13 protein-coding genes are annotated in these 21,616 nt (G+C 47.0%); 2 read left to right on the forward strand and 11 right to left on the reverse strand.

Annotation, left to right across the window (positions count from 1 at the left end):
* Nucleotides 1-11: 11 nt before the first annotated feature.
* The 9 genes from H8S64_RS18045 to H8S64_RS18085 form a co-directional block, all read right to left on the reverse strand.
* Nucleotides 12-3,626 (reverse strand): SusC/RagA family TonB-linked outer membrane protein, encoded by a 3,615-nt coding sequence (locus H8S64_RS18045; protein WP_186977950.1) that lies wholly within the window; start codon nucleotides 3,624-3,626, stop codon nucleotides 12-14.
* Nucleotides 3,627-3,733: 107 nt separating this feature from the next.
* Nucleotides 3,734-4,897 carry a FecR family protein gene (locus H8S64_RS18050; protein ID WP_186977952.1) on the reverse strand — a complete coding sequence of 388 codons (1,164 nt, stop codon included), beginning with the start codon at nucleotides 4,895-4,897 and terminating at the stop codon, nucleotides 3,734-3,736.
* Nucleotides 4,898-4,987: 90 nt separating this feature from the next.
* Nucleotides 4,988-7,069, reverse strand: coding sequence for an NHL repeat-containing protein (locus H8S64_RS18055; protein ID WP_186977954.1), 2,082 nt, complete (start codon nucleotides 7,067-7,069; stop codon nucleotides 4,988-4,990).
* Nucleotides 7,070-7,463: 394 nt separating this feature from the next.
* On the reverse strand, nucleotides 7,464-8,039 hold the full coding sequence (locus H8S64_RS18060; RefSeq protein WP_186977956.1) for a sigma-70 family RNA polymerase sigma factor: 576 nt from the start codon (nucleotides 8,037-8,039) through the stop codon (nucleotides 7,464-7,466).
* 58 nt (nucleotides 8,040-8,097) lie between these two features.
* The gene (gene mutY / locus H8S64_RS18065; protein ID WP_186977958.1) at nucleotides 8,098-9,168 is read right to left on the reverse strand and encodes an A/G-specific adenine glycosylase; all 1,071 of its coding nucleotides are present in this window, start codon (nucleotides 9,166-9,168) and stop codon (nucleotides 8,098-8,100) included.
* A gap of 120 nt (nucleotides 9,169-9,288) precedes the next feature.
* Nucleotides 9,289-9,774, reverse strand: a complete 486-nt coding sequence (locus H8S64_RS18070) for a Dps family protein (protein WP_227215446.1) — start codon at nucleotides 9,772-9,774, stop codon at nucleotides 9,289-9,291.
* 222 nt (nucleotides 9,775-9,996) lie between these two features.
* A complete protein-coding gene (locus H8S64_RS18075) occupies nucleotides 9,997-11,622 on the reverse strand; it encodes a SusD/RagB family nutrient-binding outer membrane lipoprotein (RefSeq protein WP_186977960.1) in 1,626 nt (541 codons plus the stop codon).
* A 12-nt stretch (nucleotides 11,623-11,634) separates the two neighbouring features.
* Complete coding sequence (locus H8S64_RS18080) at nucleotides 11,635-14,745, reverse strand: SusC/RagA family TonB-linked outer membrane protein (protein WP_186977962.1); 3,111 nt, start codon at nucleotides 14,743-14,745, stop codon at nucleotides 11,635-11,637.
* Between the two features lie 217 nt (nucleotides 14,746-14,962).
* The gene (locus H8S64_RS18085; protein ID WP_186977964.1) at nucleotides 14,963-17,068 is read right to left on the reverse strand and encodes a M3 family metallopeptidase; all 2,106 of its coding nucleotides are present in this window, start codon (nucleotides 17,066-17,068) and stop codon (nucleotides 14,963-14,965) included.
* A 93-nt stretch (nucleotides 17,069-17,161) separates the two neighbouring features.
* Between H8S64_RS18085 and crcB the strand changes: the two genes are divergently transcribed.
* Nucleotides 17,162-17,578, forward strand: a complete 417-nt coding sequence (gene crcB / locus H8S64_RS18090) for a fluoride efflux transporter CrcB (RefSeq protein ID WP_255469600.1) — start codon at nucleotides 17,162-17,164, stop codon at nucleotides 17,576-17,578.
* A 66-nt stretch (nucleotides 17,579-17,644) separates the two neighbouring features.
* Complete coding sequence (locus H8S64_RS18095) at nucleotides 17,645-18,844, forward strand: C1 family peptidase (RefSeq protein ID WP_255469601.1); 1,200 nt, start codon at nucleotides 17,645-17,647, stop codon at nucleotides 18,842-18,844.
* Between the two features lie 118 nt (nucleotides 18,845-18,962).
* Here the strand turns inward: H8S64_RS18095 and H8S64_RS18100 are convergent, their stop codons facing one another.
* Complete coding sequence (locus tag H8S64_RS18100) at nucleotides 18,963-20,750, reverse strand: cobaltochelatase CobT-related protein (RefSeq protein WP_186977968.1); 1,788 nt, start codon at nucleotides 20,748-20,750, stop codon at nucleotides 18,963-18,965.
* 9 nt (nucleotides 20,751-20,759) lie between these two features.
* The gene (locus H8S64_RS18105; protein WP_099290070.1) at nucleotides 20,760-21,608 is read right to left on the reverse strand and encodes an AAA family ATPase; all 849 of its coding nucleotides are present in this window, start codon (nucleotides 21,606-21,608) and stop codon (nucleotides 20,760-20,762) included.
* Nucleotides 21,609-21,616: the final 8 nt, after the last annotated feature.

Raw genomic sequence — 21,616 nt, forward strand, 5'->3', positions numbered from 1 at the left:
ACATCCGTCTTTTAAAAGCCTAAAGAAAGATTAAACATATAAGTACGAGGATTCGGGTAGTTGAATGCCCCTCCGGTAGTCACGTCCAAACCGCTGTACTTCGTAAATACAAACACGTTGCTCACCTGCAATCCCACACGACAACGGCTCAATCCGATATATTTGAACCAATCACCACGCAAATCGTAGGATACTGTCAAATCGCGGAAAGCCAAGAAATCGGCCTTTTCATACTTATCATCCGTCAACATCTGGTGATACGATGCCCCCCTAAAGCTATAACGAGGCGTATCGGTAATATCCCCCGGAGTCCGCCAACGATTCATGGCACTCTTTAGACGATTGGTACGAGAGAAATGTACTTCACTTCTTGTACTTCCGTTAGGTGCATATTTCCGCTCGTTAAATGTTTCCAACCGATGTCCCGCGCTGTAAGCAAAACCGAGACGTACCTCCAACTGTTTCCAAGACAAGGTAGAACTAAATCCTCCTGTCACTTTCGGGTTCAAAGTTCCCAAATTCACCAAAGAGGCTTTCAACACATTTTGGTCTAGCTCGCTATCCGTATCCTCCATCACGTACGGGATCTCATCTATCGACACCTCTTTATTCTCCGCCCACACTTCTCTGGCTCTCTCTGTCAAATAGAACATGGCATTACCCGTGGCAGGATTTACCCCAGCGAAACGGTGTCCGAAAATGGTTCCGGTAGCATACCCCTCGATATTAGCAGTACTACCATTCCAACTCACATCTTGAAACTCCTCGAAGTTCTTGATAAAGGTATCAGTAATCTTATTCTTGTTTTGCGCGATATTGAAAGAGTTTACCCAATACACATCCTTACCCAAATCCAAACGGAGATTGATGTTGAATTCCCATCCCTTATTCTCCAACGAGGATACATTGGTACGGATACTTTCACGCCCGTAAGAAATAGGAGTAGTCATATCTCCCAACAAATCGCGGGTGGTATTCCAATAATAGTTAAATGTACCACCGATACGGTTATTCCAAAAAGCAAAATCCAAACCGATATTCCGGTCTTCTTTATGTTCCCACTTGATATTTGGGTTCGGGAAAGTCACGCTTTCTGCAATAAACAAACCGTCATATTTCTCTCCACTCAAGTAAACCAACGGCATCGGGTAAGAACTACGGTCAATATTTCCCGTGTACCCGTAAGAAACACGTACCGCCAAATCGGAAATAAAGTTCACGTTCTTCAAGAAATTCTCCCGCATGGCATTCCAACGGAAACTGGCTGACCACAACGGGGTAAAACGGTTATCCGTACCGATAATATCCGCCCCATCAAAACGAGCGTTCACGTTGAATACATATTTATCCCGTAATGTATAAGTGAATGCCGCAAAGAAAGAAGCCGAACGGTCCTGTGCCTCTCCCGTACCCATCATGTTGTTGAATATATTTTGGCTTACAAAATTCTCATACTTGATTTGTCCTGCCGGATCGTCAAAAGAGGGGAAAGTGGTAAAACGATAGATCTGATTAAACTCCGGGAAATTATGGAAGTTATTATAACTCTTACTACCTGAAATCTCAGAACCGACAACAACAGAAAAAGAATGTCCCTCCAACTGATCGTTATTATAACTAAGCAATCCTCTCAACGCAAAAGCAGTGGAACGACCGGAACCTTCTCTCAAATAACCGTTATTATAACCCGCCGGTATTTCTTTTTCCGGATTTATTTTTAATGCCGCTCTCACGAAACTTGCATTCGCGTAAGAAGCATACGTTTCAGGACCTGCCCACTTCTCCGTGTTATTCGTACTATACGTCAACGATCCGCTTACATCCGCGGTCAATCCTTCCATGATTTTGTAATTGAATCCCAAACGGGCAGACACATCCGAGGCAATACTCTTGTTCTGTGTTTCATCCAACTCACGCAAGATATTGAATGTATCGAACCTATAACCGTATTTCAAATCACTCCAGTTGTCACCCAAATAACTCAAATCAGCAGCATAACTACCATCCTCGTTGTACGGCTTTTCGTACGGGTTAGCAAAAACCGCATACTTGAACGGGTCTACAGCAGAAGCATGATCAACATCCTCGCGATAATTTCCTTCTACTTGGAAATGCAATTCCAAATTCTCTATAGGTTTATGACGAACTTCCAATTTTGCGCCCAAATTATTATAGTGATTACTTTTCAATACACCGTCTTGACCGCTATAATTCAATGAAGCATAGTAGTTTGTTTTAGCTGAACCACCGCGCATCGACAAGAAATGAGAATGCGAGAATCCTTTCCGGAAAATCTCGTCAAACCAATCTGTGTTCGTGGAACGCAACCGATTTAACTCGGCATCATATTCTGCCGCACTAATACGTCCTTGTTTATAATTATCGTAAATCTTACCCGCTAACCCGGCTTGATCGGCACGATGGAAATCCCGCATCAACTGAAGCTCAAAATCCACCTTCTCGCGACCGTTCATAAAATCCAAATCAATGCTCGGTGCCGATACTATACCGAAACTACCGTTATAACTAAAAGTAGCATCCCCCTCGAAACCGCGTTTCGTCTTGATCACAATCACACCGTTAGCAGCCCGCGCACCATAAATAGCCGATGCTGCCGCATCCTTCAAAATAGTGATCGACTCTATATCCGCCGGAGAAAGGTTACCAATACCGTGATCAAGTGCAGACTCCTGAATATTTCCTGCGTTAAGCACGTTAATGGATGCCACACCACCTTGCAAGGGCAGACCGTCTACCACCCACATCGGCTCCTTGTTACCCGATATAGAGTTGTCACCCCGGATACGAACATTCGCCCGTGTTCCCGGTGCTCCACTGGTCTTAAAAGAATACAACCCGGCAACCTTACCTTCCAGAATCTGGTCTATGCTCTTGAAAGCGCTATTCTCCAACTCCTTGGCAGTAATCACCGTCACGGAACCCGTCATCCGATCCTTGCGTATTTCCTGATAACCGGTCACGACAACCTCATCCATCTCGTTCACCTCTTCCTCCATGTAAACCCGAATCGTGTCTTTCAACATCTGATCGGTCAAAGCCAAAGTCTTCCTTTTATACCCCACGAATGAAAATTCCAAAGTCGCTTTCTCGGTCAATTCCATGGTAAACCACCCGTTCACATCGGTAGAAGTCCCGAGGGGTACCCCTGCCACTTTCACCGTCACTCCCGGCAAAGCCTCCTTGTTCTGGTCGTACACGAAACCTTTTACCCGAAACGCTTTTTTCTCATCCTGCGCGGGCTTCACGGCAGGAGTAATCACGATATAATCGTCCACGAACTTGTACGTCATACCGCTTCCGGCAAGTACACGTTCCAGCACATCTGCCAACTCCATGTCCTTGAAATCCGCGTTCACCTTCTTCCGCAACGCCAACCGGTCGTCATTATAAATCACGATCTTGTTCGTTTGCTTACGAATCTCCTCGAAAACCGTCTTAATCGACGTTTCCCCCAGATTCATACTCAATTTTTGCTGTGCCAGACTGTTCGCGGACAACGTACACACGAAACAGACACACAAAATCCATGTTAGTTTCATAATTCTCCATAATTGCTGCCGCTTATTTTTTGACAAAACAAGCCACACTACATTACTTTTTTTCATACATTTGTGAATTAAGTGATTCTTGATGCTCCCCCGGGAGTGACTACCGGATCGTGCTCCCAACACTTTCCGGTATTTTTATGCCCCTTCGGAAGCGGTTTTCTACTTTATTTTTCGTTAACTATAATTGCATTTCCATTGATTTTAAAAGTTACATCCGTCGTTGCCTCTATCAAAGAAAGAATATAATCCATGTCATTATATTTCCGAAAAGCACCCGAGAACTTCAACTGCTTCAAACGCTCGTTACTGAAAAAGAAACTCACCCCGTACCAACGTGCCAACTTATCCCCCAACTCCTCCAATGGCATCGCATCAAAATTCAAAGTTCCCTTTTTCCACGCGGCATAAGCATCCGCATCCACCGTACGCACCTCGTATTCACCACTCTCGTTATTCATCACGAACTGCCGGTTCGGGGTCAACACCTCGCTAATCTTCCCGCTCGTCACGTCCACCTTCCCGTTCACCAAAGTGACTTCCGTACGGGCATCCTTCTTGTAAGCCATCACGTTAAACCCCGTGCCCAATACCGTCACGTCCAACCGACTCGTGCGTACCACGAAAGGACGCTCTTCATCCCGCTCCACCTCAAAATAAGCCTCACCTTCCAACTCCACCAATCGCTCGCTCCCGATGAACCGTACCGGATATTTCAAGCAGGATTCCGAATTCATGTAAACGACAGTCCCATCGGCAAGCAACAAACGGTACTCCCCACCAACAGGCACAATCAACTCATTATAAACCGTTTCCGTCACTCCATCACCTTTCTCCCGGCTATAATCAATATAATCCTTCTCCCGCAAAATCGATTGCCCGTTCTCCCGTATCGTGTCCGCCTGTTCACCTCCCAAAGCAACCCGCTCTCCCGACGAAAGCACCAGCAACGCCTTCGACTCCCCGGGCTTACCCACCGGAGCCTGCACCATCGCCACGGGCATCTTCTCTTCCCCCGACGGCAAAAACATCCACGCCAACCCGACCACCAACACCACTGCCGCCGCCACACTCCAACCAACGCGCAACAAACGCCTCCGTCGATGACTTTCCCGCTTATGCTCCACAGCTTTCCACGCGGAACTCATCTCCACGTTTTTCCACCTCACGGCATACTTCCCCGTGTACCAAGCCCGCTCCACCTTGTGAAAAAACACTCGATGCTCCTCGCTCTCCCGCACCCACGCCTCCAACTCACATCGTTCCTCCTCGCTTGCATCTCCTGCTAACACACGGTAAATCAACTCTTCTATGTAATTCGATATAGTCATACTTTGTTTTTTACACAAATAAGACTAAATAAAAATCAAAACGGGTGAATAAAGGGTGTATTTTTTTTGAAAAAAAACAACCATACGCTCCTATTTCAACTCCCGCGTGGGAATAGCGTAAAGACACGGCCCGTCCTTCGTGCGGTCGACAATAAACAACGTGCTACGGCGGATACAGAACTTCTCGGGGGCTTGCAACGTGATGCCACCGACCGTCGTATAATCCTTCACGATATCCCCCGTTTCCGGGTCAACTTCGCAAAACTTCTCGTTGCCGTTAAAAGTCACGAACAACCTACCCTTGTAAAAATCCAGCGCATAAGGCATGTTACGGTAAGCCAACTGCTTGACACGTTTGAGAGTCACACCCTCGCGTATATCACCAAGAGCGAAAACATCTATACGCTTGGACGGATGGGTGGAATAAAGCAATCCCGCCCGTTCATCGACCGCCATGCCGTAAGCGGCGCTCACCTCGCCCAAATGCTCCGATCGAATGTACAAGCGCGGTGCCACGTTTCCGGGCGTCAACACCCCCTCTTCCACGAAATTGACATAACGCTTGTCATGAATCGCCACCATTCCCTTGTAAAGCACAACGTCGAAAGCGTGCACGGTTTGAGAAGGCCCCGTACCCCACGCCCCGGTTCCGATACACGTGACAAACCGGTAATCCCCCGCGTCGAAAATCTCCGTGCGACTCCCCTCGTGAGTGACATATATCTTCCCGTTAGCACGCGTAACACCATTCGGTCTACCACCGAACGTTTCCGTTTCGTCCCCCCGCGACCATTCCCGGATACTATGCAAATGCTGTTTCATACTGTTAGGCTCGAGATTGAACACCTCCACGCTATAATTATTGTCGGCATCATTCACCACGTACAAGGTATTCCCGTACGCGTACACGTCTTTCGGGCGGAAAGTGGCAGCCGTTGCCCCGGGCACATCCGCGTAATCCAACCGGAAAGTCAGCGGCATACCGTCATCCCCACCCGTGTCCGTCACCCCGCGCAACGGGGACAAACCACCATCTAGGGCATCAAGTTCCGGATCCTCGATAATATATTTTGACGCCACGTATATATCGTCAAAATACCTGTTCTTGCACTTACGGGTATGCAGGAAACGGCGGGAGTAAACGGGCAACTCCTTTTCACGCGACAACTCGACGTACACGTTATTACACAAGGTAATCCACCCGGGTCCCGTCTGCTCATAGGTCATATTCCCGGCATGCCCGTATCCCACGCAATGCGCGAACTCATGAAAAAGGGTTTCCGTGATGCTCTTATCATCGGCATAATGCTCAAGGTAACACACCTCGTGCATCCCGTACGTCGTGCCGCCACCCAATCCCATCACACCCGTGGTATAACCGAAAACCAACCCGCGGTGATTAAGCACTCTTGTCAATAAAGCATGCTTGTCAATCTCCACCCTGTCATTGTTACTATGTAGAGGTCCGAACTCGTGCAACGCCTTCTCGAACTTCTCCGACGAAAACATATAACTCATGTTCAACGCAATCGCCACCGCCTCACGCGTGTGTGAAGCCTTCATTTTATACTTCCAGCTTGCCTGCGTGTCGCTATACCTGCCGAAAGCGATATTCCATTTACAACGAATGGATTGCAACCTTGCCCAATAAGGATCGTCACACTCGATTCTAAAAGAGATATCCTCCACCGTCAAATCCGGGTTTGCCGTGATAAGAATCTTTTTTCCGCCGCGAGTGTACGCGGTCATATCCGTGGTGACAAAAGGTACAGGCACCCGAAGCTGTTGGAACGGCATGATTTTCTCGAGCGACATAAACTCGACCTCCTCGTCGTACCCCTCGATGGTTGCCCAAATCGTCACGCCTTTCAAGGCTCTCGGGCTATAAAAACGAATCTGGAAATTGAGCTCGTCATCCAGCGAAATTTGCAAAGGCTGCGTCACGAGAAAACTTCGCTGCTTCGAATCGAAATAAACATCCGGGGATTCGTCATCATTCAACAAATAATACGTGTTACTCTCGTTATAATCCGCCACCGTCAACCTGACGGGTAATTCATTATCCACAATATCCTCGTCTTCGACAACTGTCACCTCATCCTTCTTACAACCGACCAATAGTAAGAATATGCCCACCCAAAACAACAGGCAGGTTGAAAAAAATCTTTTCATCGTCTGTCTCTGTTTAAAACTACATTCTACTTGAAAATAATTACTCCTCATGAAAAAGGGTGGCAAATATATATATTTTAAAATATTCACGCAAAGCTATCACTTCATATAACCTTTAAGAGGGCTTTAAGCAGGATATAAAACCGGGTTGGGTGAGTTTTGGGTGAGTTTTGGGCGACTATTAGGTGACTATTAGGCGGCATCGCCTACACTTAGCCTACTTATAGCCCACTCTTCGCCCACGTTTTAACAAGAAATAATCTAATTTAACTTGACAAATATTCAAGCCATCCCTGCCATGAACATTCCAACGGGAAACAAGCATAAACCAATAAGGCTCAATATGGTGTAGCACGAGTATAGCTTCAGGATAGCTACGTTACCCCGCGTCGGTTCAACTTTCCGAATTACCCGCGCAAACGAATAATAGAATCAACTCCTGTTCGCTTTGCAGTTCTTCACGCAAAAGCCGCATCCCGTTGCGCAACAAAGTTTTCACCGTGTTCAGCGATACATGCAACTCGTCGGCTGTTTCCTGATATTTCATGTCCTGCATCAACACGCAATTCAGCACTCGTCCCGTCTGTTCGGGCATTCGGGCTATCACGGCAGTTACCCTATCCACGATTTCTTGGCTTAAAGCCGCCGCCGAATCAGCCGCCACGTCAATGGACGTGAAGTCCACGCGGGCACGCATCACATCGTTCTTGTGCAAGTATGTATAACAACTGTTGCGCACGGAAGAGAAAAGATAAGAACTGAGCGCCTTGCTCTCGATACGTTCGAGATAATCGTCTTCCCACAAACGCACGAAAAATTCCTGAACGAGATCTTCCGCCATCGTGTCGTCACTGATCAATGTCCCGGCATACAACACCAGAGGACGATAGTAACGATCAAACAGCACGCGAATCCCGTCCTTACGATTCTTCGTGAACCTGTCAAGTATATCTCTATCATCTTTCCGCATCAATACAAAAATAAATCTTTTTCACCAGTGACACACCAAAAAGGAATAATTTTATTTATCAAAACAACAAAGTTTCCCGCTTTTCCAAGTAAGACTGCACCAAACGGGATACCGCGTAATTACCTACCTCCTCATCCGGCACCTGAAGGTACTTCTGCATGGCAGGAGAAAAAGCATCTACCAGAATCTCGTAGAACACGGCGTAAATTACCCGGTGGGACAGCACGTGCTTTTTAGCCGTGAACTCCCGTTTCACGTTGATACCCGTCATTCCGCCGAATAATGTATTGAATCCGGCCACTTGTTGCAACTCTCCCCAAGACACGGGAGATGCCGTTTCGACCAACGGGAACTCGTAAAGATTACGCCAGATGTCATTTCCCGTGCGCTTGGAAAGCAAGGTTTTACCCTGACCGCGGATATGCAAATAATTAAAATAACGGGGTTTAACCATGGTCTTCCCGTTCTTCACGGGTAATTGTTCCACTCGCCCGGAAGCCAATGCCAGACACTTCCCGTTCAAAGGACAAGAATCGCAAGCCGGGGATTTCGGGACACACTGCAAAGCCCCGAATTCCATCATCGCCTGATTGAACAGATCGGGATGCCGTTCGTCCAGTAACGATTGTGCCAATTCCGTGAAATACTTCTTTCCCTCGCCGCTATCAATAGGCATCTCCAAATCGAACAGCCGGGCTAACACCCGGTACACGTTGCCGTCTACCGTGGCGTAAGGTTGTTGATAGGCGAAAGAAGCTATCGCGGCAGCCGTGTAATCCCCGATCCCTTTCAGTGATAAGATATCCTCTCTCGTCCGGGGAAAAACGCCGTCAAAAGAATCCACGATTTGCTTTGCCGCCGCGTGCAGGTTGCGGGCACGACTATAATAACCCAAGCCTTGCCAGTATTTCATCACCTCATCTTCGTCAACTTCCGCGAGGGAACGCACATCGGGAAAACGTTGCACGAAACGGTTGAAATAATCCAACCCCTGCGCCACTCTGGTTTGCTGGAGTATAATCTCCGAGATCCAAATCAAGTAAGGATCGCCGGTTTCCCGCCACGGCAATTCCCGCTTGTTCTTCTCGTACCAGTGGATTAAAATACCACTTATCTCTCTATCATCCATATCTCCTGATTAACGGGTACGAAGATACAAAAAACATCGGAATACAAGGCGAACATAAAAAAAGAGAACTGCCGATAATCGACAGTCCCCCTCATTCACTCATAACATAAAAATCTATCCTTATTCCAAATGGGCACGGATCATCCAAGTTACTTTTTCCTTTTTCTCAATCATGTCTTCCAAGAAATTGGATGTTCCGAAATCTTTCGAGCCTTCTTTATCCATGGTTTCCAAATCAGAACGTATCTGACGGATAACTTCTGCATTGTCATCCAACAAGGCTGCCAACATCCCCTTTGCATCGGGAAGCGGTTTCTCCTCGTCTTGTTCTTTGATGCGGTTGTGCTCCAGACAGCCTTTCAAAGACCCGATAGGACGTTCGTCCAAATCACGAACACGCTCGGCAATACTGTCGATATCTTCAATCAGGCCGTTATAAAGATCTTCCAAGAACGTGTGATAAGATCTGAAGCTCGCGCCTTTCATATTCCAGTGGTAATTCCATGTTTTAGCCAGTAAAACAAAATGATCAGCAAGCAGGTTATTTAAAATTGTTTTACTTGATTTGATCATTGATGCGTCTAAACCAATATTTCCTTTCATCATAACTATAAATATTTAAAGGTTCTTTGTATTTCATTGTAAACACCTATAGAAACGAAAAGCGGTTGATAAAGTTTCACGCGGAACATTTAATTTTTACTATATTTTTTCGACACTCTAACCAAAGAACGACTAAATACCCATATTTCGGATGCTTTACATTTCCATAATAAAAGTTTACCCGCGATAAGGTAATCCCTATGAATCTTTGAATCCTTCTATTTCTTAAAAATTTCTCCCCGTATCCCACCACAAACGGGTTCCAGCGTTGTCCTTTCCCCCTAGAGCATCCACCAATGCCTTGTATTGTTCCGCGCTTTCATCCAGAAGAGTCGAAGGAAAGTTCAGACGACGTATCATGATTTCCGTGTCGATACAACCATTCCGGCTATTATTGTATTTCACGGGAAAAAGTCTCGGGTATCCCGTTCTTCGCTGTTCCGCCCAAGCCTCACATCCCTCCGGGAAAATAGCCAACCATTTCTGCGTGATAATTCTTTCCAGCTTTATTTCCGGCGATGCGGATTCATCCCAACAAGGGGATACCTTGCAACGGGCTTTGATATCATTCTCGGGCGTGAATACATCCTTGAAATCTGATGCCCGGTTATCACCCTGCAAATAAGCGTCCGCGTCGGGTACCTGCCATTGCGAGAAAGAACATTTCACCCCTCTCTCGTAGCAATCCCCGGCTTCTTCCGATGTCCAACCCCGCAGAGCTGCTTCCGCCCGTAAAAACCATACCTCTGCCGCCGTCATCAAGATCGCGTCGGTATTCACGTTCACGTATATCTTGGACAGAGCCGCGTAATAAGGGTGTGCGAACATTGTACCTTGGCGAATCCCCCGGTATTGTCCCTTTAAAGGAATAATGACGGAATCCTTACCGTTCTTATCCGGCAAACAAACGTCGTCCACGCAGGGTTCAAAAAACACTTTCCGCCGGGGATCATCGAAACCGTTTAAAATGGATTCCATGGAAGCATTCATGTACACTTCCCCCCATACTCGGTTGATCTCGCCCAAAGGATTGGTGTACCCGTCGCGGGTAGATACCTTCACGAGCTCGAAAGGGTCTTCAAAATACCCGTGTTCATCACTGATAGCCGACTGAAATTCCGTTCTGGCTTTTTCCGGTTCAGTCATAGCTATCCGTACCGCCAAACGCATACGCAATGAATTGGCAAATTTAATCCACGAAAGGATCTCCCCGTCCATCAGAATATCAAAACGGGAAAAATCAAAAACTTCATCGGGCTTATCCATATAATCGCTCAGCGTCTTTACCGCCTCTTTCAGATCGTCAAAAAAAGCATGATAAACATCCTGTTGCGTATCCGGCATATATACCGATTTCATCCCCCCGAAATTGGAATATATGATCGGACCGTAGTAATCGGACACCCGATGCATCACTTCGACTTTCAATATTTTCGTGATCGCGTAGAAAAGAGGATTCTCTGTTCTCGTGGAATCCTCCAACCGTTTGATCTGCGGCATGATATAAGCGTACGTGTATCCCCAGAACGTCCCGTTCCACCCGTCTTGAAGATTATAATCGGAATTGTGGGAACCGCCGTTCAACGGCTTGTAATCGTGCATATAACCACTGAACATATCGGCACTCAGGTTCTGCATGATCTGGTATGTCCAATTCTTCCCCTTGCCGAAATCATAATTAAAATAGATGCCCTGCTGCACCACACCGAGAGGTATCCCGATATGGTTCCAGTCGATACGCGTATCCTCATCCGTGATCCCGGTTTTATCCGTGTTCAAATCCTTAAAATGTCCCGTGCAAGCGATACATCCCAGAAACAGAACCATGTAGACAAATACTCTCTTTTCCATACCGCCATCCGATTAAAAGGTAACACGCAGACTGAATCCCATACCACGGGTAGTAGGCATCCCGTAAACTTCTATCGCTTGATTATCGTTCCCGGTAGAAAGAATCAAATCCGGATCGAAAGGTGCTTTCCTGTATATAAAAAACAGATTCCGGGCGGTAAAAGCCAGATGTATATCCCGTAGTACCCGTACCGATTCCAACCATTGTTTCGGGAAAGAGTATCCCAAGGAAAATTCCCGCAAACGGAAATTCGTGGCATCGTACATGTAGTATTCCGTCACTCCCGCACGTCCCCCGACAATGGATTTGTAAAATCCTTTCACGTTGGTGATCCTCTCGCCCTCCAGCATGACATACCCCCGGTCACGAGCATCCCCGGTGGCTCTCGTTACCCCGTACAAGTCCATATCCGCCCGTGTCTGTGACAACACTTTTCCACCGACACGCCCATCTATCAGGAATGTCATCATAAAATTCCGCCACGAGAAGGTATTCGTCCATCCCAACGTGAAATTTGGATTGGCATTCCCCACTCTCACCGTGTTACCGTCACCCTCCACTCGTGGTAATCCTTTCAAATCGCCTTCCGTCTCGTATAGAATCTTCCCGTTATCATCCCGCTTGAAAGCCTTGCCGTAGATATCCCCGAAGGAACCTCCCTCTTTCAATTTCATCGCGTAACTTGACGAAAAGCCATAAGGCCCGTACTGGAAAACAGGCAGTTCTTCGTGTAAGCGAAGTACTTTATTTTTGTTGGAAGCGTAATTTATCCCGGTTTCCCATTTGACTTTTGTATCCTCAAAAGGGGTTCCTTTCAACTCGATCTCTACCCCCGTGTTCCGTATTTCCCCGGCATTCACGTAACGATAAGCGTACGTGTCGCCATCCTTCGCCGCCAGTTTGAAAAACTGATTCTTCGTGACTGTGTTGTAACACGTGAGGTCCACTCGCAAGCGGTCGTTGAACAGCCGCCACTCGGTTCCCGCTTCAAACGCCACGTTTTTCTCCGGTTTCATTTCCTCGAAAGGGGCGGCATCGGAAGCCTGTATACCGCCTCCCGCCAACACGTGTGACACGGGGTGCGTGATATACAAGGGGATATCATTCCCGACCATACTCCATGCCCCGCGAATCTTTCCGCCCGTGATCCACTCGGGCAGGGAAAACGTCCGGTCTATCAACCAAGAGAATCCCACGGAAGGATAGAAAAAGCCGGTGGATTCACGGGAAGTATAAGCCAACGTGGAACTCCAATCATTACGGGCGGAAATATCGAGGAACAAGTATTCCCGGAAACCCAACTGTGCCGTTGCAAACAAGGATTGCATCTGCCTCGTGGCATCGATTTGCTCGGCAATATAAGCGGACGTCGTCATATTGATGTTCGCGATATTGAATACATTGGCATATTTCAATGAAGCTGTTTTCGAATCGTAGCGAAGTTCATTTGTCTTGTTATTATTTATACTTGCCCCTAAAGATATATCCAAAGAAAAGTTCTCGAACTTTCGTTTATAAGTCCCGAGCACATCTCCATAAGTCAAAGTCTGCTCGTGGCTCGCGTCGATATAACGTCCATTACTTCCCGCCAACGCCGGAGCCGTGGAAGCGTAGTATTTCTGACGGAACTTATCGTTCAAGTAATCCACGCTTCCGCGGGCCTGCAACGAAAAATGAGCAGAAAGAATCAGACGCATGGCAATAGAGGCTATCACCCGTGTTCTCTGATCCTGCCCTTTGATACGTTCCAGTACCCAATAGGGATTTTGCTCGAAGTCCTCCGTCGGGGCGTGCCAATTCTGCACGTTCAACCGGCGCTCTTCATTCCATACTTCAAAATGATTTTTATACTCCGTGATATCCATTCCCCGGGGAAAACGGTATAACCCGACTAACGGATTCACGTAAAAGCCGCCCGGCACCGGACGATTTTTCACCGTTTGCTTCAATAAATTGACACTTCCGTCTATTTTTAAAAGCCCGTCATAAAAAGTTGCACTTTCCCGCAGGTTCATGTTGTGTTTTGACAAACGATGCGTTTCCATAATCCCTTTTCCCACCGTGTTCGCGTAGGAGAAATAAGTTTGCGTGTGTTCGTTTCCGGTTGAAAAGGTAAGGGAATGAATCGCGGTCACTCCCGTCTTAAAAAAAGAAGAAATCGGGTTTCCCGTGTTTATATCTTTTCTCTCTCCCCAACTTTCCACCTCGTCGCTCACGCCATAATGATTTTGCAGTTTCGGGAGCATCATGGCTTTATCAATCAACACGCTCGAAGAGAAAGAAACTTCCTGCTTCCCCGCTTCCCCGTGTTTCGTGGTAATCAAGATAACCCCGTTGGCAGCCTGCGTCCCGTATAAAGCGGCTGCCGGGGCTCCTTTCAATATACTGATACTCTCTATGTCTTCCGGGTTAAGATTGGAAATACCATCCCCGGCATCCCTGTTTCCGGCATCAGCCGTACCCCCGATAGACGTACTCGGCTGTTCGCTGCTCTCGTTCAGCATCGGGATTCCGTCTATCACGTATAAAGGCTGGTTATTACCCGCCACCGAACGATTACCGCGCATCACGACTTTCACGGAACCGCCCATACCGGAAGAACTCCGGTTCACCTGCATTCCCGCGATCTTTCCCATAAGCGTCACGATCATATTCGGATCTTTCACCCGAATCAATTCATTCCGGTTCACCCGGGAAGCGGCATAAGACAAGGAATTTTCTTTTTTACGGATTCCCAATGCCGTCACGATGACATCGTCCAACAGAACACTCTCCTGTTCCAGCGTGATCCGGATATCTTTTTTGCCCTCGACAGCCACAAATTGAGTATGGTAACCGACAAAAGAAACGATCAACGTTCCGGATCGCCTTACTTTCATGGAGAAATTTCCTTCCCAATCTGTAACGACCCCGTTCGTCGTTCCTTTTTCCAGTACGTGGACTCCTACCATAGGAAGATGCGTTGTATCGAGAACTTTACCATGCACCACAATTCGCTCATCCCCGGCAATGATTGTATCGGTTACGCGAAACAAATGAACACGATACTTCTCCGCGGAAAAAGTTACTTTTCCACACGCTAACACACAAATCACGATTATACACAGACGCGTATATGCCATAAACGCCATTCAAGAAGTATGGGGTTGTGTCAAAAGTCAATGTTTACTTCTTAAACTCCTCCGTCGGCTTCGCCGCCACCTCCTCTATAAACAGAGGAGGAACTGGAGACTCTTACCAAAGCAAGGGGGTGTTCCAGCTCTCCCTCTGTTTATAGAGGGAGTACCACGAAGGGGGGAGGAAGTTTAAAAAGACTCTTGACACAACTCCTTATTATTACTATTTTAAACCTCTCTTCATCAAAAGCGGCTCCTCGGACGGTTGTTGTCCCCGGAACTTGACATACTGTCCCATGGGATCGTCATAGCCGCCTTCAGACAAAATATATTTTCTGAATTTAGCAGCCAATTCTTTATTGTAAATATCCCCGGAAGCCTTGAAAGCTTGGAACGCATCGGCATCCAACACTTCAGCCCAAAGATACACGTAATAACCGGCAGAATATCCCCCGTCAAAAATATGGGAGAAATAAGTGGAACGATAGCGGGGTAAAATCTCCTTGATCAGCCCGTATTTATCCATGGATGCTTTCTCGAAAGCGTTCACGTCAAATTGTTGCGGTTCGGTTTGTGAATACCAGTCCATATCCAACAATGAAGCGGCAACATATTCCACCGTGGCAAATCCTTGATTGAAATGCCCGCTCTCCTGTATTTTCTTGATTAACGCATCCGGCATCGGTTCACCCGTCTGATAGTGTTTAGCATACATTTTCAATACTTCCGGTTCGCTTGCCCAGTTTTCCATAACCTGTGAAGGCAATTCCACCATATCGTGAGGTATTGTCCCGGCTATACGTTGATAATCGCCGCGGGTAAAGAACCCGTGCAGGGCGTGACCGAACTCGTGGAACATGGTTTCCGTGTCGTCCCAAGTCAGCAACACGGGAGCATCGCCAACGGCAGGCGAGAAATTGTAGACCACGGATACCAACGGCATCTCTTCCTTGCCGTTCTCTTTCGTGTAATGGCGAAATTCCGTCATCCACGCACCCGCCGATTTGCTGGCACGGGTGAAATAATCCAGATAAAGGATACCCAACGAACTACCGTCAACGTCCTTTACCTCGTAAGTTTCCACTTCCGGGTGATATAAAGGTATATCCGTCCGTTTCTCCAAAGTGATACCGTAGAGCTTGTTTGCCACCTCGAACATTCCGTCGCGTACATTCTCCAGTTTCAAATAAGGCATCATTTCAGACTCGTCCAAGTCATATTTCTGTTTCCGCAGCTTCTCGGCATAATACCACCAGTCCCAGCTCTCCAACTTCTCCCGCATGCCTTCCTTGTTCGCGATCTTCTGCATTTCAGCCAATTCCTGTTTGGCAACTTTCAACGCGGGAGTCCATACCCTCTCCAAGAAAGCATGTACCGCTTCCGGTGTCTTTGCCATATTCACGTCAATCACGTAAGCGGCATAAGTATCAAAACCCAACAATTTAGCTTTTTCCGTTCTGAGGTTCACCATTTGGGCAAGTACCGCTTTATTGTCATTAGCGTTATCGTTATTTGCCCGCATATAGTAACCTTTATATAATTTTTCCCTCAAATCCCGGTTTTTGGCGTACGTCAGGAAAGGCAACATGCTCGGTTTCTGTACCGTGAATACCCATTTCCCTTCCATTCCCCGGTTCTTTGCCTCGGCAGCGGCTGAAGCAATCGCGTTATCGGGAAGTCCTTCCAGATCTTTGGCATTATCAATCACCAGCGTGAAAGCATTCGTTTCTTTCAACAGGTTGTTGCCGTACTGCAAACTCAGCTTAGCCAGTTCTCCGTTAATTTTCATCATCTTAGCCTTGTCCTCATCATTCAGATTAGCACCCCCGCACACGAAATCATCGTAGTATTTTTCCAGCGTGCGTAATGCCAAAGGGTCCAAGCCCAGCGATTCTTTTTTGTCATACAACGTCTTGATGCGGGCAAACAGCTTCGGGTTCATGTTAATCTCATCCCCGTGAGCGGTCACGGCAGGACTGATTTCCATCGCCAACGCCAACATGTCATCGCTCGTGACAGCTTCGCAAAGATTAAAGAAAATAGCCGACGTCCGGTTCAACAACTTTCCGGATTGATCGAAAGCCACGATCGTGTTCTCGAAAGTCGGGGCTTCCGGGTTGTTCACGATTGCCTCAATTTCAGCCTTATGCTGTTTCATTCCTTCTTCGAAAGCAGGTTTGTAATCTGCCAGTTTGATTTTATCGAAAGGCGGCGCTTGAAACGGGGTTTCAAATTTCTGCATCAACGGATTCTCCGTCTGCTTCGCTCCTTCTTTGCAAGATGCGACCAAAGCGGTAACACTCAAAAGTAATATAACTCTTTTTTTCATAAATAATAATTTGATATTTAAATCGTTCTTCTGCACCAATCCAAAAAACAAGGTAAAGATATAGATTATCTACTACAAAGCATTAATTTTGTCATGAAAAGATTTTTTACCAATCTATATAAATATAACATGAGTAATCTATTGTTTGTCGCGCTCGGTTCCATGTTCGGTGGGGTTTCCCGTTACTGGCTAAGTGGCTTTATTCAAAAGAATTTTGATACGGCGTTCCCGGTAGGAGTTTTTATCGTGAACATCGCGGGTTGTTTTCTCATGGGCATCATCGCCGGACTATTAGCCCACGCCAACGTCCTCACGAACAATCATAGACTGTTACTAGCGGTGGGGTTCTGCGGGAGTTTCACTACCTTTTCGACCTTTTCGCTGGATAATCTGCAATTATTAAGCGCGAAAGCCTATTTTTTGCTTTCCCTTAATATCGGGTTAAGCGTGATACTCGGGCTTGCCGCCACGTGGGGCGGATATTATCTGGTGCAAAGTTTATCCAAATAAGTTTAGTCAATAAATAAATTTCGTTAGCTTTGTGACCAAACCAGAAATGCTAAAAATAACTCAGACATGATTAAACATCTTTCATTATGCATGGTCGTTTTGTTTTCCGTAATCAGCACGACCTTATTTGCCCAAAAGGGTGGTCCCCGTTCCGGGTACAAGTTTACAACCGTGGCGGACTTAAAAGCGACCCCGGTAAAAAATCAACAAAGCGTCGGCACCTGTTGGGATTACGCCGCACTCTCTTTCCTCGAATCCGAATTGCTCCGGAAAGGCAAGCCGGTCTATGATTTGGCAGAATTATACGTTGCCAAAAACGTTTACTTCGAGAAAGGACTACGCTACATCCAATTCCACGGGAAAACCAATTTCAGTGAAGGCGGACAAGCACATGACGTGCTGTACGCTATCGGGAAATACGGTATCGTTCCGGAAGACGTGTACCCCGGATTGCAATACGGACGGGATTTCCACATTCACGCGGAAATGGTTGCTGCCCTGCAAGGCATCCTCGACGGAGTAAATAAAAACCCGAACAGACAAATTACTCCCGTGTGGACCAAGGGTTTCATGCGCTATATCGAGGCATACCTCGGGGATACTCCCGAAACTTTCACTTACGAGGGAAAAGAATATACCCCGCAAAGTTTCGCAAAATCATTGGACTTAAACTTGGACGATTACGTGGAACTCACCTCTTTTGAGGCTTTCCCGTTCTATAAATCTATCGTGCTTCCTATCCCCGACAACTGGTTGCACGGTCAATATTACAACTTGCCGATTGACGAGTTAATGGAAGTCATAAACAACGCGCTTAAAAACGGTTACTCCGTTTGTTGGGACGGTGACGTGAGCCACAATGGCTTTAGCCATCCTAGCGGACTAGCAATTCTCCCGACTGATAACCCGGAAGAAATGATTAACGCCGAGATTGACAAATGGACTACCCTCAGCGAAAAAGAAAGAAAAAGTAAGTTGCAATCATTCGAATCTCCCGTGCCGGAAATGAAAGTGGACGATGCCAAACGGCAATTCACGTTCAACAATCGCCAGACCACGGATGATCACTTGATGCACATCACCGGATTGCTTAAAGACCAAAACGGAACCCTATACTATAAAACAAAAAATTCATGGGGTGATGAAAGAAGCGAATTCGGCGGCTATCTCTATATGTCCGAACCTTTCTGCCGCTTGCAAACCGTGGCAATCATGGTTCACAAGGATGCTATCCCGAAAGCGCTCCGCAAGAAATTAGGATTGTAAAGGTGTGTTTTGACACACCTCCAGTCTGTAAGGTCTGTAAAGTCCATAAGGTCAAAAGTCCATGAACTTGCGCGAAGGACATCATGACCTTACGGACTTTACAGACTTTATGGACTATTTAAAACGAATTATCCTCCGCCATCGACATAAACTTCTCGCGAATCCATCGCGAAATACGGGTAGTAATCTCCGGTCCCTCGTAAGGAATAAACTCTTCATACATATCCGACTGGTCGAAATTATCAACCCCGATAGATAATACTTCAATCCCCCGTTTCTTCGCCTCCTGCACCACCACCCACACGTGTTCACGTGCATCTTCACCATCATATCCCGTGGCAGAAGGTGCACCGTCAGAGATCATAAAGAACAATTTATTCTTCGCATCCGATTTGAATTTATCGAAACAATACAACATGGCATACCCGTCAGCATTTGCGTTCAGAGCCTGTTGTGAAAATAGCTTCCCCAATTGCAACCTCTCCCCCCGATCATGGAAACGGGTGATTTCTATCCCGTCATCACCACAACGATGCCCGTATATGGAATAATACACGACATTGGGATACTTGTTGAAAGCCAGTGCCAACGCAGAAGATATCACAATCTGCAAAGGAATCTTGTCACCCGTGCACATGGAACCGGAAAGATCCAGCAATATCACCACCTCCAATATGGCAGAGGGAGCCAGCACTTCCTCAAAGAAAATATTCCGGTTGTAACGGGATTGATACAATTCATCCTCATCCAATTCCCCCGAATCCTGCTCGTATATCACCCTCGTCCGATCCATCTTTCCCGAAAACATGGCAAGACTCACCTGTATCTTGGCAGCCAACTCTTTCGCCCGGTTCAGCAAATCATCGGAGATTTCCGCCACTTCCGCATCGATCTCTACCAAACGATCACACGCCCCCAGCGATCCCTTCCACTCCAACTTCTGGCGCTCCGAACTCACGAACAACTGCGGGGAAAACACGGTATCCTTGTTCAGCGTTTTACGGAGATCCCGAATCACCGTTTCCGCCATTTTAATCTGTTTGTCCGTCTTGAAATCCTCAATCCCCTTCATCGCTTTTTTCATCTCCTGCAAGAAGAAATTATCCGGGCAAACATCTTTTACATGAAACAAATCAGCCAACGCCCCGGCATACCATACCACTTCCTTGTAAGTCAGATCGGCGTAATTCTTGATCCCTTTCAATATCGCATTCACCTGCCTCACCTTCACGTCATTACCCGGAAAGGACAACACCTCTCGCATATAATTACTCTCGTCCAGCAAATTCGGATATAATATCTTGGTACAGATGTAGTCATACAGAGCTTCCGACCCGTCGCCTCCCCGGTGCAAACCGTCTTCGCTCTGTCCCCCGTAGTACCCCATGCGGGATTCCACGACATTCAATCCCATGGCAAGTCCCAACTTCCGGGCAGCATACAAATAATAGTGATATCCCGGGAAATCCTTTACCAGCTTGGACTCCACCCGCCGATTCTCTATAAAATGAATCATATCATAATGCATCGGGGTATAAAGCAACTCTTCTTCGCTCAACCCGGCAATATCCTTTCCCGTGTAAATCCAATGTGCCAACTCGTGCACGAAATACCCGAAAAAAACAAATACCCGTGTTTCATCCGAAATCTCGAAACGGAGTAATTTCAGATTCAAGGCAATGTGCTTCGGGTTCATCGACAAAGCGGGTACCCTGTTCGAGAGTACCATTTTAGGAATCTCCCCCGTAATATGATAAGCAATCTTGGCACATACCGGGATCAATTTCAATATATCCGTCGTCCCCAGATCCCGATCCAACAAATTACGGGCTGCCGGGAAATCACCCCACCAATCCCGATCTATAAATTGCTCGTCATATATTTCTTCTATCCGCCGGAAATCCATATCGTCCGATTAAAGGGTCTGTATCAACGAACGGGCTATCGTTTCCTCTCCCGTAATCACGTAATTCGTGAGAATCACCCGTTCGATCACCTCGCTCAACCGATAGCCCAAAGGCATATATGCCGCCGCGTCCAACACCTGCCGGGTGGAAAGCGACACGGATAGAGTTTCCTTCTGCTCTGCCAGACGCAACACCTCGGCTACCCTAGCCAATTGTACCGCCGCGTCACGGGATACCTTCGGGAAACGCGCACGGATCAAATCAGCCTCCTCCGCGGAAGTTAGATAATTCAACCGGACTTTAATAAAACGATCTTCAAAAGCCGTATCCAACCGTTGCGTGGACACGTAAGCAAACCCCACGTTTCCCGCCGCCACGAATAGCACGTTATCTCCTTTGTTGTATCGTTTTCCTGAATCCTCATCATAAATATACGATTGCTGCCTGTCGAGAATCGTCATCAGGAAATTCGCCGCCACCATGGGCGTACGCGTCAACTCGTCAAGGAAAATCAACGTGGGTTTCGTTGACACGAAAGCCTTGAAGAACTCCGAGCGCACCGCTTTTGTCTTCCCGTCATCCCCGATAATCAACCCGCCCACGAACATCTTTTTCGGCTTGAAGGCCTGCCCCATGTCGAAAGCAAAATACTCCATGCCCATGGCTGTTGCCAATTCCTTGGCAATAGAGGACTTACCACAGCCCTTGGGACCCAACAGAAAAGGATAACGTTTCAAGTATAACGTGTGGCACAAAAACTCCCACGTCTGCACGGGAATACACAAATCATCCGAATGCTTCGGAGGCGTGAAAGGGAAAAGAGTAGCCTGTCCGGCTACATACGTACTATTTGTCATGCTTTATT

Origin of the sequence: Butyricimonas hominis (assembly GCF_014287455.1) — a bacterium.
In the GTDB taxonomy this organism is placed as follows: Bacteria; Bacteroidota; Bacteroidia; order Bacteroidales; family Marinifilaceae; genus Butyricimonas; species Butyricimonas muris.